The sequence below is a fragment of the Pseudomonas sp. 22082 genome, from assembly GCF_052046055.1.
Taxonomy (GTDB): Bacteria; Pseudomonadota; Gammaproteobacteria; order Pseudomonadales; family Pseudomonadaceae; genus Aquipseudomonas; species Aquipseudomonas pharyngis.
On record NZ_JBQEQB010000001.1, the window covers coordinates 482,247 to 498,112 of the forward strand.

A 15,866-nucleotide genomic window follows, 5' to 3' on the forward strand; every position below is an offset into this window, starting at 1 on the left:
CTGATATCCGCCCTCTTTATGACGTCCGGAGGGCGTGCTCGATACCTTTGATTGGCGGATCATTCCCACCCCAACTCTCTGTAGGACATCTTGTCCTGTTCGGGAAAGTCCGTCACATACTCACCCCACTGCATGTGCGCATAGTATTGGGTCATCGCTTCAAAATGACTTTCTGCCTCGACCTCCCACACCAGTGTCGCCCCCGGATCCATCAGTGCACGTGCACCATCTCCACGAGGACCGGCCAGACAAAAAGTCTGACAGCCATCGGATTCCTGCCAAAGTTCATGATTCATAGAGATTGGCACTCCCGCTCAAACCGCCCCACCGAAAACAACGAAAGATCCAGCTCACTCTCCCCCCGCAAACACCACTGCGCAAACGCCTCCCCCAGCGCCGCCGAGTGTTTGAACCCGTGCCCGGAGCACGCCGAAACCACCAACGTGTGTTGCAACCGTGGATGCTCATCAATGATGAAATGTCGATCCGGCGTAACGGTGTAGGCGCAAACCGCTGACTTCACCACCCGATCCGTCAGCCCGGCGATCCGCCCCTTCACCTGCTGCTCGTACATCTCGCGTTCTTCCTCGGCCGAGATTGTGCGATCCAGAGTTTCAGGCGTGGATGCGCTGTGATACTGCGCCGTCGCCACCTTCAAACTGCCCTCCCCCGGCAACGCGGGAAAGCCATAGAAGTCGTCGTCGGGTCCGTGAGTGAAGATGAACGTGGGTGAGTGGCCGACCAGTTCCGCGTCAGGCTCGGTTTCGAACCAGAACAGTTTTTGCCGATAGACGCTGAGCAGTTTGTCGAACGGTGCGCCGAGCAAGCCGCCCGCCCAGTTGCCGGCGGTGACCACCAGTTTGTTCGCCCGCACGGTGCGCTGGTCGGTGGTGACGCTGACGCCCTGTTCGTCCGAGTTGATGTGGGTCACGGTCTCGCCCTTGTACAGCGTGGCGCCGTGTTGTTCGGCCAATCTCAGTTGTACGTCGATGCAGCGTTCGGGCCTTACGAAACCGCCCTCGGGTTCGAAGTAGCCAATGGCGTCGTCGCGCACCTGGGCAAACTGCGGGAAGCGCTGGCGGATCTGGGCAGCGTCGAGGACTTCGTGTTCGATGCCGTAGGTCTGTGCCAGGGCGATGGTGCGCAGGGTGAAGTCGGTTTCGTCGGCGGGATCGAAGTCGGGGCTCGAGGTCAGCACCAGCAGGCCGGTCTGTTCGAACAGGGACTCGCCCGACAGCGCCTCCAGCTCGCGCCAGATGCGGTGGGAGTTGCGCACGATGGGCACGTATTGCGCGCCCTCGCCCACGGACAGCCGGGTGATGCGGGTATCGCCATGGCTGGAGCCGAACGCGTGCGGCGGATGGTGGCGGTCGATGCCGACCACGTTGACCCCGGCTTTCGCCAGTTGATACACCGTGGCCGCGCCCATGGCGCCGAGGCCGATGACCAGTGCTTCGCATCGTTCCATGATTGATTTCCGCTCAGACAAAAGAGCCACAGTGAAGCGGATCAGGCGATGGAAAACAATCCGTTGAACGCCGCGCCCAGGCAAAAATGCGGGAAGCGAGCTAATGGGTGTCCCATTTACTGTCAATCAGCCGTCTGTCGGTACTAACTGTAATCAAACGAAATTTGATAGTCGTTGGTACTCAGAGCGATCCGATGCTGAAAGTACGGCTGAATAGTCACGACCCACTTCTCGACGACGTTGAAGCTGCCATTATTGATGTTGCCCTCTACTGGAATGCCTAAGGCATTCAATACTGATTCATCATCCCCCAGATCTTCTGACGTCTCCTCGCCCTGGAATTCCAGGGTTGCTGTGTCGTACCACTCCAGTCTCAGTTCCAGTCCCATCTCTTCCTCACAGATATCTTTTTTTGATGCTTCTTTCTTTTATAGGCCCTTCGCGTTGCTCACCTGTGAAGGGATCGAAGGCTCCCAGGTGAGTTCCATCGCTTCGGTACATTTCTAGCTCTCCATGCCTTGAGTCCCATTCGTAAATTTTCTTTCCTTTGGCATCTGTCCAACGCTTGCGAAGTCCTCCTCCACCCTGAACCGGATTTTTGTCTTTAGCTTTTTTCAGGTCTGGAAATGCGGTGATTTGCTCTGTAGTCGGCGGCTTATGGTAGCTATGACCTGCAGGTGCCAAACCTTTACGTGCTGTGCTCAATACAACGTATAACGGTTTTACCCCCGACCCCCACCGGAAACACCAAAATGAAATCCCGATACTCCGGCGGATAAACCGGACTCACCAGAATCCCGTCCGCCGCTTTCGTCGGCGGGTACACCCAAATATGCGGCGCTTGCGGAGCAGCCTCCAGCGCCGGAATACCGAGGATGTCGGCCCCGTCTACAGCTGGCGTCCAAACCAGCTCAACACCTTCGCCAAGATCTGCAATAAACCGGTTACCACGTGCAGCGAACTGCACGACATCGACCATCTCCCAATCGCGGTTCTTGCCGGTGTAGAAGCCGTAACCCTTGAGGCTGCCATCCGCCTGCTGTTCGACTTGCAGGCGAACGCGGGTTCGGGCCTGTTTGAGGGCGAGTAACTGGTCTTCGGTATAGAGCGCGCTATCGCCCAGGTTCGAGGGCATGAACATCGCCACCAAACCGAGCAGCGGGCTGATGACGGCAGCAGAGGCCATCGCGGGCAATGCCTTGAACGCCTCACCGGCAAGGGCGAAAGTGCCCAGCCCCGCAGGAATGGCAGTGCCGCTGATTTTCTTGAGTGCGACGCCACCGCTGTCATCGGCTTCCCGGCCACCCAGCAATATCAGCTCGCCGTAATCCTTCAGGCTGTCGGTCGGCACCATCCCCGACGGATTTGAGTAATCGATGATCGCGTCCGGCAGCTTGCAGGACTTGGCAAACACGCAGCCCGCGCGCACCGGCTCAGGCTTGTTCGCCGCCACCTCACGGCTGCGCTCGAAGGCGTCCTGTCTCGCCAGCATGGCGTCGTACTTGTCTTGTCGGTCTTGCTGATCGGCCAGTTCGGTGGCCGTCATGTAGCGGTAAGTGACGTGATGCCCGTCGCCCGCTGGTGGGTTGGGAACCCGGGGAATGTCCTTTTGACCAGCCACTGATTGTCCTTTCGTTCATGCATCGGCAGCCCCTCGCAAAGGGCTGCACGACGTTAACGAAGCAGGAAAATCGTGGCTGTAGGACGTCTCTCTAAAGACGTGGGGATTGTTCGACGTGAATGGATTGCATCTCGGCAACGACCGCCTCGATCACACACAGAGCCGTCGGCGACAGGCTTCTACCCTGCAAACTCACCACGCCAATTTCCGAATGAAACCCCGGCCTGTCGACAACATGAAGCTCAATCAAACGCCCCACCCGAATGTCTTCGGCCACGGCGCCATGGATGACGCCAAGGATAGTGTCGGTTGAACCAGCAACGGTCTTGAGCAACGCCACATCATCACACTCCAGCACGATGGGCAGTGCCTGGCGGGTGGAGATGCCGAGGGTTCGGGCGGTCTCGAGTTTCACCACTTCCGGCAGGCGCGTTGTGGCGATGCCGTAGCCTTCCAGTTCGCCCATCGCCACTTTGCGCCCGGCCAGCGGGTGCTCCGGACGTACGAAGAAGCCTGCCGAGACCTGGCCCAGCGAACGGATCAGCAGATCGGATTCCGCCGTGAAGTTGCGGATGTCGGCAACAAAGAATTCGATCGCTTCAGCGCGCAGCCGCGCTTCGAGAATCTGCCAGTTGTTCACCTCGACACGCAGGGTGACTGCCGGGTGATCCAGGCGCAGTCGCGGCACCACCTGATGCATCAACATCGCGGCCGGGAACGGCCCGACGCCAAACGCCAGGCTGCCCAGTTGGCGATCGCTGTAGAGCGCCATGTCCCGCTCCAGCGACCGGGCATCGAACAGCAGCCGCCGCGCCCGCTCGATCAGAAACTCCCCCGCCGGCGTCGGGCGGACGTCGCCGGTGTCGCGATCGAACAGGCGCTGCCCGGTTTCGCTCTCCAGCGCCTGAATGCTGCGGCTCAGGGCCGGCTGGCTGAGGTGCACGCGCTCGGCCGCGCGGCCGAAATGGCGTTCATCGGCCAGCGCGAGAAGGTGTGACAGTCGTTTAAGGTCCATTCACCCGATGCTAGCGACGCATTATCCGGATGTAAACAATGCATTGGATACATCGCCGCCCTGCCCCTAGGCTGGAGCGCATTCGACCCTCAGAGAACAACAAGAATGAAACCGACCCTCTACACGATCCTCGCCCTGACGCTGGTGTCCCTCGGCGGCTGCGACAACAAGCCCAGCATCGCAGCCGGCGACGCCACGCCCGCCACGGCCGCGCTGATCCAGGCGTCGATCAAGGGCCTGGATCTCAGCGACAACCGGGACATGGAAGATGCCCAACGCGGTTTCATCGCCCGCCCCACCGGCAAGATCCTCGGCTCCGACGGCAATGTCCTGATTGATTTCGACGCGTACCGTTTCGTCGAAGGCCAGGCGCCGGCCACCGTCAACCCGAGCCTGTGGCGGCACGCGATGCTCAACGCGCAGATCGGTCTGTTCAAGGTCAGCGACGGGATTTACCAGTTGCGCGGTTTCGACATCGCCAACATGACGCTGATCGACGGGCAAACCGGCTGGATCGTGGTCGACCCGCTGACCTCCCGGGAATCCGCCGCCGCAGCGCTGGCATTTGCCCGCGAGCATCTGGGCAACAAGCCCGTCACCGCGATCATTTTCACCCACGACCATGCCGACCATTTCGGCGGTGTACTGGGCATCACCTCGAGCAGCGAAGTGGCCCAGCGCAACATTCCCATCGTCGCGCCCGCCGGGTTCATGGAGGAAGCCACCAGCGAAAACATCCTGGCCGGCCCGGCGATGGCGCGGCGTTCGATGTATCAGTTCGGCAAGAACCTGACGCCGGGCGCCACCGGCATCGTCGACACCGGGCTGGGCAAGAACGTCGCCTACGGCAGCATGGGCATCCTGCCGCCGACGCAGATCATCGACCAGCCGATCCAGCCGCTGGTGCTCGACGGCGTCAGCTTCGTGTTCCACAACATGCCCGGCGCGGAGGCCCCGGCCGAGCTGACCTTTTCGATCCCCGCGCTCAAGGCATACGGCGGTGCGGAACTGCTGACGCAGACCATGCACAACCTGCTGCCGATCCGTGGCGCCAAGGTCCGCGATGCACTGCGCTGGTCCGACTACATGCAAATCGCCCTGGATGAGTTGGGCGACACCGAGGTCTATTTCGGTCAGCACAACTGGCCGATCTGGGGCAACGAGCGGATCCGCGAATTCATCACCAAGCACCGCGACGTCTACAAATACCTGCACGATCAGACCGTGCGCCTGATGAATGCCGGTTACACCCCCAACGAGATCGCCGACAAGATCCAACTGCCGGACTCGCTGGCGTCGTACTTCGGCACTCGCGGCTATTACGGCGACCTGCGCCACAACGTCAAGGCGATCTACCAGCTGTACCTGGGCGCCTACGATGGCAACCCCGCCCACTTGAATCCGCTGGTGCCCAAGGAATCGGCAAAGCGCTACGTCGAATTGATGGGAGGTAACGCCAAGGTGGTCGAGGCCGCGCGCGTGGCCTATGACAAGGGCGAATACCGCTGGGTCGCCGAGCTGCTGGATCAGGCCGTGCTGGCCAAACCCGACGACACCGCCGCCAAGGAACTGCTGGCCCGCGCGTACGAACAGATGGGCTATCAGGCGGAATCGGCAACCTGGCGCAACAGCTACCTGACCGCTGCCATGGAGCTGCGCAACGGCCCGCCGGCCAAGGGTGTCAAACGCTCCGACCTGATCGAACTGATGAAGCAGACGCCCACCGAACGTTTCCTCGAAGCCATGGCCGCGAGCCTCGACGGGCCGGCGGCGGTTGGCAAGAACTGGACGTTCAATCTGGTGCTGACCGATACCGACGAATCGTTCGTGCTGTGGATCGAGAACGCCGTGCTGCACTACCGAAAAGGCCCGACGGCGGAGAATGCCAACGCCACGCTGACCGTCACCAAGGACCTGTTCGTCCAACTGCTGGGCGGCACCGCCGGACTGAAGGAAACGCTTACCTCCGATGATCTGAAGGTGGATGGCAGCAAGGTCGATCTCGTGAGGTTTCTGGGGCTGCTGGAAAAGGCGCCGGGGAATTTTGCGATAGTCGCCCGGGCAGGAAACTGACCCACCGAGGCCATCGATTGATCAAACTCCCGGTCGATGGCCTCTGGACGTTTACCCAAGCAAAATCCAATGAAAACCGGAGGCTCGGGCAAAGCTTTCCATTGGATTGTTCAGCATCCTGCGCAACCCGATCGCCGCGAAGCCATCCAGCGTATGGACGTAGAACCTGCACCCGAGCGAAACCCCGAATCCATCGTTTTCATCATCGATGATGACGCTCCTCTGCGCGAGTCGCTTGGCAGCCTGCTGCGCTCCATCGGCCTGCGCGTCGAGCTGTTCGGATCGGTCGCCGACTTCATGCAATACCAGCGACCTGACCTGACCAGTTGCCTGGTGCTGGATGTGCGATTGCAAGGCACCAGCGGGCTGGTCTTTCAGCAGGCGCTCGCCGACGCCAACATCCATTTGCCAATCATTTTCATGACCGGGTACGGCGACATCGCCATGACCGTTCGCGCCATGAAAGCCGGTGCCGTCGATTTCCTGGAAAAACCGTTTCGCGAGCAGGCCATGATCGACGCCGTGGTCGCCGCGCATACGCGGGACAGGTCGCGCCGCGAGTGCGAACGCCGCCAAAATGAATTGCGCACACGCCACGGGACACTCACGGTCAGAGAGCAAGCGGTGATGGCGCTGGCCGTCTCGGGTCTGATAAACAAGCAGATCGCCAGTGCCATCGGCCTGAGCGAGATCACCGTGAAAATTCACCGCAGCCAGGCCATGCGCAAGATGCGCGCGCAGTCGTTTGCCGATCTGGTTCGAATGGCCGAAAGTCTGGGCATTAACCATTAGATGTATCGCCCTTATGCGGCGCGCATAGAGTTGCTTATATACGTTGGTATGACTTCTCCATACGCTGGCAGGATAAAACCAAACTTATGCAACATGGTTGATCCCTACCGCCAACAGTAAAATCCCTCCATCAAATGCGACGGCCGGCAAAGTTATTGACTTCGCGGTTTCCTCGCGCGCCGACACTTGTCGATCCACTCATTGACTCAGGGATGACTGATCAACATGTATGACTTTTTTGAAGACCCGTACCGCGTGCTGAAGTTGTCCCACGTGTTGCTGGTCGGTGGCCTGGGCATGTTGATGGTGGGGATTTTCCTGGCTTATGTGTTTGACGCTCACCTGACCTTGCCCACGCTGGTCGGTGCGCACGGGATGACGATCCTCGGGCCGACCGCGATCAAGCTGGGCTACGTCATGCGCTTGATTGCGTACAACCGTATTCGCCTGGCAGCACAGGAACATGGAGTTTCCCACTAGAAGTATTCGATTGAATTCAAACCTGTCTGGTTGCAACCGGAAGTTCATTAACGAAGTCCCACTACGACTCAGGATGATCACGATGAAAACTATTGGATTGGTATTACCCGTCGCCATTGTTTCAGCCACCTGGATAGTTGCCACTCATGCATTCGGCGCAAATTGCCTGCCCGATATGCCGGTGGCCAACAGACAGGAAACCAGTGCTCCGGATTCAGAAACTTCATCAGTGCAACAGCACCGAGCCAGAAAGGCGCCGACCCAGATTGCCGAAGGGGGTTCGGATCGGCTGATGGAGCGTCGTGTTGCCGAGGGCGGTTCGGATCGTCTGATCGAACGCCGCGTGGCCGAAGGCGGCTCCGATCGCCTGATCGAACGCCGCGTGGCCGAAGGCGGATCCGATCGCCTGATCGAACGCCGCGTTGCCGAAGGCGGATCCGATCGCCTGATTGAACGTCGCGTGGCCGAAGGCGGCTCCGATCGCCTGATCGAACGCCGCGTGGCCGAAGGCGGCTCTGATCGCCTGCTCGAACGCCGGGTAGCCAGCAATCAGTACGATGCCGCGATGAACATGCAAATGCATTTTTCGATGGATTGATTGGCCGGCTGAGCCCTTACTCCGGCAACCCCGCCAACCGCAAACCTTCGGCAAACCGGGCAACGTCTTCAGGTCGTTGAATGGGCAACCACGCGCGCAGGCTGGACACCCGCAACGTCGGGTCCAGCTGACGCAGCCGTTCCATGGCCTGCCCCGCTTTGTCGGTTCGCCCGCTGAGCGCGTGGCTGGCGGCGATCAGGGCCGCCGCTACCAGCAGACTGGGCAGATTTCCCTGCGCTTTCTCGGCCCAGGAAACCGAACATTCGAAGCGACCGGCGAAGAAGTGCGCCAGCGCCATCCCGACCTGCATGCGGAACATTTCCGGATCCAGCGGGCTCAGGCGCACGGCATGTTCAAGGTTGGCAATGGCGGCTTCGGTTTCGCCACCCAAGGCGCGCAGGATGCCACCCAGATACCAGGCCGGCGCCAGATTGGGGTTGAGCAATCGAGCTCGATCAAGCAGGGCGATGCCGCAGTCGACATCCCCGGTCAGATGGGCCAGGGCATGACCGCAACGGGTCAGCGCCACCGCGTCATCGCGCCCCAGCTCCACGCCCATGCGCGCCAGCCGCGCACCTTCGGCGATTTCCCGGGGCCGGTCGGTCATCCAGCCGTTGAGCTTGCGCCAGAAATGGCACCACGCGGCCATGCCGTATGCCGAGGCAAATTCCGGATCCAGTTCGATTGCCCGGTAGAACAACGCCAGTGCCTGCTCGATCGCCTCTCGGGTGCCGATGTGCAGTTTGGCCGTGCCCCGCAGGTAGTAATCGTAGGCATCGAGGCTGTCGGTGGGCTTGCGCTTGGCCCGCTCGATTTCCGCTCGTTCAAGCTGCGGCGCAATGGCGCCCACTACGCTCTCGGCCACTTGATCCTGGAGTTCGAAAATATCGTCGAGCAGGCCTTCGAAGCGCTCGGCCCACAGATGCGTGCCGCTGCACGCATCAATCAACTGGCCGGTGATGCGGATCTTGTTGCCGCTCTTGCGCACGCTGCCTTCCAGCACGTAACGCACGCCCAGTTCCAGCCCGACGCCCCGCGCGTCGACCGCCCTGCCCTTGTAGGTGAAGCTGGAGTTGCGGGCGATGACGAACAGCCAACGCAGGCGCGACAGCGCGGTGATGATGTCTTCGACGATGCCGTCGGCGAAGTAGTCCTGCGCGGGGTCGCCGCTGAGATTCTGGAACGGCAGGACGGTGATCGACGGCTTTTCCGGCAGGACAAGTGTCGTGGCCACTTCGGGTATCGCAGGCGCTTCGGGCGCATTGACGGGGCTGTCGCTCAAGGTGATTTCGCCGACGAAGCGATAGCCCTTGCGCGGCACCGTACGCACCAGGCGCTGCTGCTCACCGGTGTCGCCGATGACCTTGCGCACGGCGTTGATGTGGCTGGTGATGGTCGACTCGGAAACGATCCGGCCACTCCACACGGCGCTCAACAATTCGTCCTTGCTCACCACCCGCTCGCGGTTGCTGACCAGCAGCAACAGCAGATCGAAGACCTGCGGCCCGACCGTCACGACTTGCCCGCGCCAGGTCAGTTCCCGGCGCAGCTGATCGAGCAGGTAGTCTTCAAACGCGAATTGCACGGTGGCTGTTCTCTGGTCTGGCGCCCCCGACTCCGTGTCCGAGCGGGCGATTGTCGTGCGCCCAATGATACGGCAGACCCTGGGCCGTCGCACCGGTCTGGGCATTGGTCTACGCATCTGCCGACGGATTGGCCTGTCTGGACAAAAAACCAAGGCAAATCCAAGGTCACCACAAGGATTTGCCCGAGCGCCGCAAGCATGCTCAACCCACATCGACAGCAACGGTTGCGGTCGGCAAGTGGAGAGATGTCATGAAGATAGTCGTTATCGGAGGCACCGGCCTCATCGGATCGAAACTTGTGAACAATCTGCGCGAACGCGGCCACGACGCACTCGCCGCCTCGCCTAACACCGGCGTCAACAGCATCACCCGCGAAGGCCTGGCCGAAGCAATGGACGGTGCCCAGGTGGTGGTCGACGTGTCCAACGCGCCGTCGTGGGAAGACCAGGCCGTACTCGACTTTTTCGAGACCTCTACCCGCAACCTGCTTGCCGCCGAAGCCGCCGCCGGGGTTCGCCATCACGTTGCGCTGTCGATTGTCGGCAGTGAGCGCCTGCCCGCCAACGGTTACTTCCGCGCCAAGGTCGCGCAGGAGAATCTGATCAAGGCGTCCGGCATTCCGTACAGCCTGTTACGGGCCACGCAGTTCTTCGAATTTGTCGGCGGCATTGCCCAGTCCGCCACCGTCGGCGACGAAGTGCGCCTGTCGCCGGCATTGATCCAGCCCATGGCCTCCGACGATGTCGCCGCCGCACTCACCGACGTGGCACTGGCCGCGCCGATCAACGGCACACAGGAAATTGCCGGCCCCGAAGCCATGCCGCTCGACGAGTTGGTCCGGCGTTTTTTCCGCGCCACCCACGACACCCGCAAAGTGATCCCGGACGTCCACGCCCGCTACTTCGGCGACGTGCTCGACGACCAGTCGCTCACCCCCGGTAGCAGCAACCCGCGCCTGGGCTCGACGCGCTTTGAAGACTGGCTGGCGCAATCGATCCAGCGCTAACCCCCCCATCCGCTTAGAAGGAGTCTCGCCATGTTCAGCCGAATCCTGCTGGCCGCCACGTTTGCGGCCCTTTCAATCTCATCCGTCTCGGCCGCCGAGCCGCAGGGGGGCAAGGTCACCGTGGTGTTCGACCGTGCCCTGCCCAACGTCCCGGGCAAATCCATGCGGGGCGTGCTGGTGGAATACGCGCCCGGTGGATCTTCGCCGGCGCACTTTCATCCGAAGTCCGCGTTCATCTACGCCACGGTGCTTGAGGGCGCCGTGCGCAGCAAGGTCGGCGACGGGCCGGAGAAGGTTTACAAGGCGGGGGAAAACTTCGTCGAACAACCGGGCGACTTCCACGCGGTGAGCGCCAATGCCAGCACCACCGAACCGTCACGTCTGCTGGCAGTGTTCGTGCTCGACAGCAACGAGACCGACCTGGTCAAACCGGTCAAGCCGTAGTCGATCCATTCGCCGATCCACCTTCGGCAGCCCGGCTGCCGAAGGAATCGGCCTTGCGCGGGACCCCGAACATGAACGCGCCCCGGCCCACCACCGCCAGCACGGTGCAATCCGAAACAACGCCGGCGACACCGCGCCAAGGCAAGCGCAAGGCGACAGGACTGCTGTTGTGCGCCCCCGCTCTGGCGATTGTGGCGGGCGGTTATATCGTGCTGTACGGCGGCAAAAGTATCTCGACCGACAACGCCTATGTGCGTGGCGATGTCACGTCACTGGCGGCCGAGATTGCCGGTTACGTCACCAGCGTCGAGGTGCGCGACAACCAGTCGGTACAGAGCGGCGACGTGCTGTTTCGCATCGACGATCAGGACTATCGCGCCCGCCTCGCCCAGGCCGAAGCCAACTTCAAATCGGCACAGGCACGCCTGAGCGATGTCGATGCCCAGACGCAACTGCAACATGCGCAGATTCGCCAGGTCGAGTCCGAGCGCCGCTCCGCCGCCGCGCAGATGAACCTCGCCGGCAAGACCCACGACCGCAACCGTAAACTGGTCGCCAGCAATGCCGTGAGCATGGCGCTGGTCGATGAGACGGCGGCGGCCCGTGCCGCGACCAGTCTGCTGGGGCGAACGGTGTCGGAGCAGTCGCTGGTGATCGCCTTTGACAGTGCGTTCATGGCGGTGACGTTGCTATTTGCGGTGGCGGCACCGCTGCTGGTGGCGATCAAGATCGGCTTTGCGAAACAAGCCGGATCAAAACATTGATCTTTCACCCCGCACTCAGTGAAAACCCCGGGTACACGTCGGGGGTACGTTGCTTTCTTCGAAAACAGAATCAGGCAAGTAATCGGTAGAAATACACTACAGGCTGTGCGAGCAATCCGGGAAGAATGGTTCTTCGATACATTCATCAAGGACTTTCCCATGCTCGTACACGCCTACGGCGCCCATGCCGGCGACCAACTCCTTGAGCCGATGCAGATCAATCGCCGCGCTCCGGCGGCCCATGATGTGCAGATCGATATCGCCTTCTGCGGCATCTGCCACTCCGACCTGCACCAGGTGCGCGCCGAATGGGCCGGAACGCAATTCCCTTGCGTGCCCGGGCACGAAATTGTCGGCCGTGTTTCGGCGGTCGGCGCCCATGTGTCCGACTACAAGGTCGGTGATCTGGTGGGTGTCGGCTGCATCGTCGACAGCTGCAAACACTGCGACGATTGTGAAACCGGTCTGGAAAACTACTGCGACGGCATGATCGGCACTTACAACTTCCCGACCCCGGACGCACCGGGCTGGACCCTTGGCGGCTACTCGCAAAACATCGTGGTGCATGAGCGCTACGTGCTGCGTATCCGCCATCCTGAAGCTCAATTGGCTGCCGTCGCGCCGCTGCTGTGTGCGGGCATCACCACCTACTCGCCGCTGCGTCAGTGGAATGCCGGGCCGGGCAAAAAGGTCGGTGTGGTCGGTATCGGTGGCCTAGGCCACATGGGCATCAAACTGGCCCATGCGATGGGCGCGCATGTCGTGGCGTTCACCACCTCCGAGTCCAAGCGCGAAGCCGCCAAGGCACTGGGCGCCGATGAGGTGGTGGTGTCGCGCAACGCCGAGGAAATGGCCACGCACACGAAGAGCTTCGACTTGATCCTCAACACCGTCGCCGCGCCTCACGATCTCGACGAGTATCTGGTGCTGCTCAAGCGCGACGGCGCCCTGACGCTGGTCGGCGCGCCCGCCTCGCCGCATCCGTCACCGAACGTGTTCAACCTGATCATGAAGCGCCGGACCATCGCCGGTTCGATGATCGGCGGCATTGCCGAAACCCAGGAGATGCTGGATTTCTGTGCCGAGCACGGCATCGTTTCCGACATCGAGCTGATTCGCGCCGATCAGATCAACGCGTCCTACGAGCGGATGCTGCAAGGCGACGTGAAGTATCGGTTTGTGATCGATAACGCGACGCTGGCTGGCTGAATACATCATGACGAAAGAAACCCGCAGACTTTGACCGGCGCGAAGGTAGCCCCTGTTTCCAGTGGGGGCTATCTTCTGATTCGTTTTCATGTCAACGGTCTGTTTCACTCATGAAAGCGCCTGCTCTTTATATTTCAGCAAAATCTTTTCGATAATCAACGAACGAATGTGCAATGCTGAAATTTTATGTTTGTCGGCAAACTCTTTTGCTAGCGTCCCTACAGTGGTGGTCCGTATTTTTTCGTCCTCATAATATTCAATGTTCACATCATCTTCCCACGTCAACGTAGCCAGATAGTCATCGCGCAACTTCCCGTATGCCTGAGTCAAGAACACATTCCCCATGTCGACTTTTTCAATGGTTCTGCTCTTCACCCGAAAGGTTTTATGATCGATTCTGCCTCTGGATCGCCAGCTTCTTTCTTCTGCTACAAATGTTGCGGTCACATCAGAGTCTTCTGAGGATGTGATGAAGCACGGGTCATACATCAACTCGTCACTGATCATGATGACCTGTTCAAGCGGCCGTCCACCGCCCCCCTCGCTCTTTTTAGCCTCGACCATCATCCCGACCTGAGCGCCATCTTCAACTTCATCGGCAACTACAGGATCGCGCCATTTATAAACAGGAACTCCGGAACCACTGCCCATAGAGGAATATCGATAGGTGGATTTGAAGGGAAGTTTATCTTCCCTGTCAGTCTCGTAACCGCTCTGCAGGTTGCCGGTATTGACAACGTTGACATCCGACATCACGACAATGCCTCTGTGACTGTAATGCAGTCCGGCTTGTTGGGCGGCAAGCCTTGAAACACCAAAGCCTGCAATCGGTTGATCGCACGTCCAGGAGACAATTCCGACGTTAAGTTTTTCCATGACGTCTCCGACATTATCCATATAACACTTTGCCTCCGCGCCATGGACAACGAGGAACGTAGGGCGTTCTTCGGCATGGGCCGCCCACAAAAGTGCTCTGCAGAAATTGATGTCTTTCAGCAGCGCAGGACAACCAATTGTCGGAACAGCCATGACTTTGCGATGAACGTCATTGCATCCGGGCTTCAGCAACATTTCAAACTTGAACTTGACCTTTGCCCTTCCTCGTCGTTGGCGCAGCTCTTCACACTGCGCTGGCAAATAAATATTAGAGCAACCCACGGGCTGATATTTCATGGCGCCTTTGCCACCGTTATCGTGATATCGATAAACGAATGAGCAATAGGCCACCGCATCACCCTTTTTGAAATCTGAAAGTTTCGCCGGTAATTGCGGGTAACCCAATCCGAGTGCCACACTGAATGTGTCGTCAAAAATCTCTATCGGGCACTCTTGCATGATCATGTGTTCGGCGAAGTGTTCGTCATCCTCATCATAGATACCGGATGCCGCCTGGATATCCTCTTCCATCATGCTGGATTGATCCATTTCCATCTCGACACGCTCCGTCACCGTCCCTAGATATGAAACTCGTAGATCCTGTTGCCCTTGCTTTCGCGCGTTCGCGCCAGCTCTTTCCACCCCAGTGTCTCGACCAAGCGTATCGACGGCAGGTTCGTTCGTGCAATGTTCGCCCGTAACCTTATCGAGTGCGGTTGTTTGCTCAGATGCACAAGCAGTTTTCCAATGGCATTGGTGGCAACTCCATAGCCCCAGAACGGCCGGGCGACCCAATAGGCGATGGATGTGAAGGGCAGTTCGTTACGTAATGTGATCGCTCCAATGAATCCAGCCTCCGAGTGTCTGATCGCGTAGGCCTCCTGACCATTTCCGGCACTGACCGACCTGATGTGCGTCCGAATCTGTTCCAGACTTATACGCGGCAGCATTCGGCCAAGCCTCCAGACATCCGGGTGTAGTGCATAGTGGAAATATCGCTCGGCATGGACTGTCGCCAAAGGCTCAATGGATATCGAAGGGCGAACCGGCGCGCAGACTCCAGCGCTTCGGGAAAGCCTGCCTGCGAACGGATTGTCGAACGGAAACGGAGTTTGCGCTCGAGTGACGATATCGTTGTCGGCAGCACGCTCCCAGATGTCCGTTTTCATACCTTCGAACAACGGTGTCATGCGCCGGCTCTTGTCCGGCCCCGCCGAGATCAATAAATCATGTGCAGCGGGATACTCTGCAAACAGCGGCCCGACTACAAAGCAAAGCCGTATGAATGAGCGAAGATCCGGCGCCTCTCGCAAAGTGTATTTCTCAGCCATCTCCAGCGCCGTTGCCAGCCGAGCGTCCATCTCCGCCGATGACAATCCCATAACGGTATGCGGGGCTGTTTCCTTCAGGTCAAGTATCACCTTCCTGCCAACTTGTTCGCGCGCGTTGTAGTTGAACGCCTCCATCTGCTCATGCCTGATCATCAGCATACAATCGACCGTCCCTTGGTTTATTGGCATGCCTGCCTACGCCAAACTCACGTTTGCACACCTTCAACTCCACAGGATAGTGGCATTCAGCCATTTTGCAGACTACCTTATGCATGCCGCATCAACCGCATACCGGCAAATCGCCCGACGCGCGGGAATGGCGACTCAGACACAAGCGCTGTCAGCCATAGGGTCGCTTCAGCTTTAAAAGGAATGGATTTCAATCTGGCGCAACGTCTCGTTGTGCCGACAAGGACGGAGTTCAAGGCATGCTGGACGCCAACGCTACCCACATTACCCTCACGCTCGAAGGCGCTTCGGCCGACCTGCAAGTCCTCAGCTTCACCGGTCGCGAAGCCCTCAACGAACCGTTCCGTTTCGACATCGAACTGGTCAGCGCCCGTCCCGACCTCAACCTTGAAGAACTCCTGCACAAGCCTGGCT

General features: G+C 59.8%; 15 protein-coding genes and 2 pseudogenes. 9 read left to right on the forward strand and 8 right to left on the reverse strand.

Features of this window, described 5'->3' with window-relative positions; genetic code table 11:
- Window positions 1–59 precede the first annotated feature (59 nt).
- The 5 genes and pseudogenes from ACTJK9_RS02350 to ACTJK9_RS02370 form a co-directional block, all read right to left on the reverse strand.
- Window positions 60–296, reverse strand: coding sequence for a hypothetical protein (locus tag ACTJK9_RS02350; RefSeq protein WP_440811817.1), 237 nt, complete (start codon window positions 294–296; stop codon window positions 60–62).
- Window positions 293–1,468: an N-methyl-L-tryptophan oxidase gene (solA, locus tag ACTJK9_RS02355; RefSeq protein ID WP_440811819.1), complete on the reverse strand. Its 1,176-nt coding sequence runs from the start codon at window positions 1,466–1,468 to the stop codon at window positions 293–295. The genes ACTJK9_RS02350 and solA overlap by 4 nt, the downstream gene beginning before the upstream one ends.
- A gap of 143 nt (window positions 1,469–1,611) precedes the next feature.
- Window positions 1,612–1,857, reverse strand: coding sequence for a colicin E3-like toxin immunity protein (locus tag ACTJK9_RS02360; RefSeq protein WP_064595685.1), 246 nt, complete (start codon window positions 1,855–1,857; stop codon window positions 1,612–1,614).
- Window positions 1,858–1,864: 7 nt separating this feature from the next.
- A pseudogene (locus tag ACTJK9_RS02365) lies at window positions 1,865–3,089 on the reverse strand (colicin E3/pyocin S6 family cytotoxin).
- Window positions 3,090–3,180: 91 nt separating this feature from the next.
- Entirely contained in the window at window positions 3,181–4,104 is a 924-nt protein-coding gene (locus tag ACTJK9_RS02370; protein ID WP_440811821.1) for a LysR family transcriptional regulator, read from the reverse strand.
- Between the two features lie 105 nt (window positions 4,105–4,209).
- On the opposite strand from ACTJK9_RS02370, the gene ACTJK9_RS02375 reads away from it, so the two are divergent.
- The 4 genes from ACTJK9_RS02375 to ACTJK9_RS02390 all read left to right on the forward strand — a co-directional run bounded on the left by ACTJK9_RS02375 (window position 4,210) and on the right by ACTJK9_RS02390 (window position 8,047).
- Window positions 4,210–6,177 (forward strand): alkyl/aryl-sulfatase, encoded by a 1,968-nt coding sequence (locus ACTJK9_RS02375; protein WP_440811823.1) that lies wholly within the window; start codon window positions 4,210–4,212, stop codon window positions 6,175–6,177.
- Between the two features lie 153 nt (window positions 6,178–6,330).
- Window positions 6,331–6,969, forward strand: a complete 639-nt coding sequence (locus tag ACTJK9_RS02380) for a response regulator transcription factor (protein WP_085611941.1) — start codon at window positions 6,331–6,333, stop codon at window positions 6,967–6,969.
- A 225-nt stretch (window positions 6,970–7,194) separates the two neighbouring features.
- Window positions 7,195–7,449 carry a transmembrane sensor/regulator PpyR gene (locus ACTJK9_RS02385; RefSeq protein ID WP_085611921.1) on the forward strand — a complete coding sequence of 85 codons (255 nt, stop codon included), beginning with the start codon at window positions 7,195–7,197 and terminating at the stop codon, window positions 7,447–7,449.
- An 82-nt stretch (window positions 7,450–7,531) separates the two neighbouring features.
- On the forward strand, window positions 7,532–8,047 hold the full coding sequence (locus ACTJK9_RS02390; protein WP_440811825.1) for a hypothetical protein: 516 nt from the start codon (window positions 7,532–7,534) through the stop codon (window positions 8,045–8,047).
- 16 nt (window positions 8,048–8,063) lie between these two features.
- On the opposite strand, the gene ACTJK9_RS02395 is transcribed toward ACTJK9_RS02390, so the two are convergent.
- Entirely contained in the window at window positions 8,064–9,632 is a 1,569-nt protein-coding gene (locus ACTJK9_RS02395) for a winged helix-turn-helix domain-containing tetratricopeptide repeat protein (protein WP_221399451.1), read from the reverse strand.
- A 251-nt stretch (window positions 9,633–9,883) separates the two neighbouring features.
- On the opposite strand from ACTJK9_RS02395, the gene ACTJK9_RS02400 reads away from it, so the two are divergent.
- From ACTJK9_RS02400 to ACTJK9_RS02415, 4 genes are all read left to right on the forward strand, one after another.
- Window positions 9,884–10,639 carry an SDR family oxidoreductase gene (locus ACTJK9_RS02400; protein WP_085611924.1) on the forward strand — a complete coding sequence of 252 codons (756 nt, stop codon included), beginning with the start codon at window positions 9,884–9,886 and terminating at the stop codon, window positions 10,637–10,639.
- Between the two features lie 30 nt (window positions 10,640–10,669).
- The gene (locus tag ACTJK9_RS02405) at window positions 10,670–11,083 is read left to right on the forward strand and encodes a cupin domain-containing protein (protein WP_064595669.1); all 414 of its coding nucleotides are present in this window, start codon (window positions 10,670–10,672) and stop codon (window positions 11,081–11,083) included.
- A gap of 71 nt (window positions 11,084–11,154) precedes the next feature.
- Complete coding sequence (locus tag ACTJK9_RS02410; protein WP_440811829.1) at window positions 11,155–11,847, forward strand: HlyD family secretion protein; 693 nt, start codon at window positions 11,155–11,157, stop codon at window positions 11,845–11,847.
- A 159-nt stretch (window positions 11,848–12,006) separates the two neighbouring features.
- Window positions 12,007–13,056, forward strand: coding sequence for an NAD(P)-dependent alcohol dehydrogenase (locus ACTJK9_RS02415; protein WP_085611925.1), 1,050 nt, complete (start codon window positions 12,007–12,009; stop codon window positions 13,054–13,056).
- A 108-nt stretch (window positions 13,057–13,164) separates the two neighbouring features.
- Here ACTJK9_RS02415 and ACTJK9_RS02420 read toward each other — a convergent pair whose 3' ends face one another.
- Window positions 13,165–14,487 (reverse strand): hypothetical protein, encoded by a 1,323-nt coding sequence (locus ACTJK9_RS02420; RefSeq protein WP_440811832.1) that lies wholly within the window; start codon window positions 14,485–14,487, stop codon window positions 13,165–13,167.
- Between the two features lie 23 nt (window positions 14,488–14,510).
- A complete protein-coding gene (locus ACTJK9_RS02425; protein ID WP_158090091.1) occupies window positions 14,511–15,422 on the reverse strand; it encodes a GNAT family N-acetyltransferase in 912 nt (303 codons plus the stop codon).
- 269 nt (window positions 15,423–15,691) lie between these two features.
- On the opposite strand from ACTJK9_RS02425, the pseudogene ACTJK9_RS02430 reads away from it, so the two are divergent.
- A pseudogene (locus ACTJK9_RS02430) lies at window positions 15,692–15,866 on the forward strand (type VI secretion system tip protein TssI/VgrG); the annotation flags it as partial.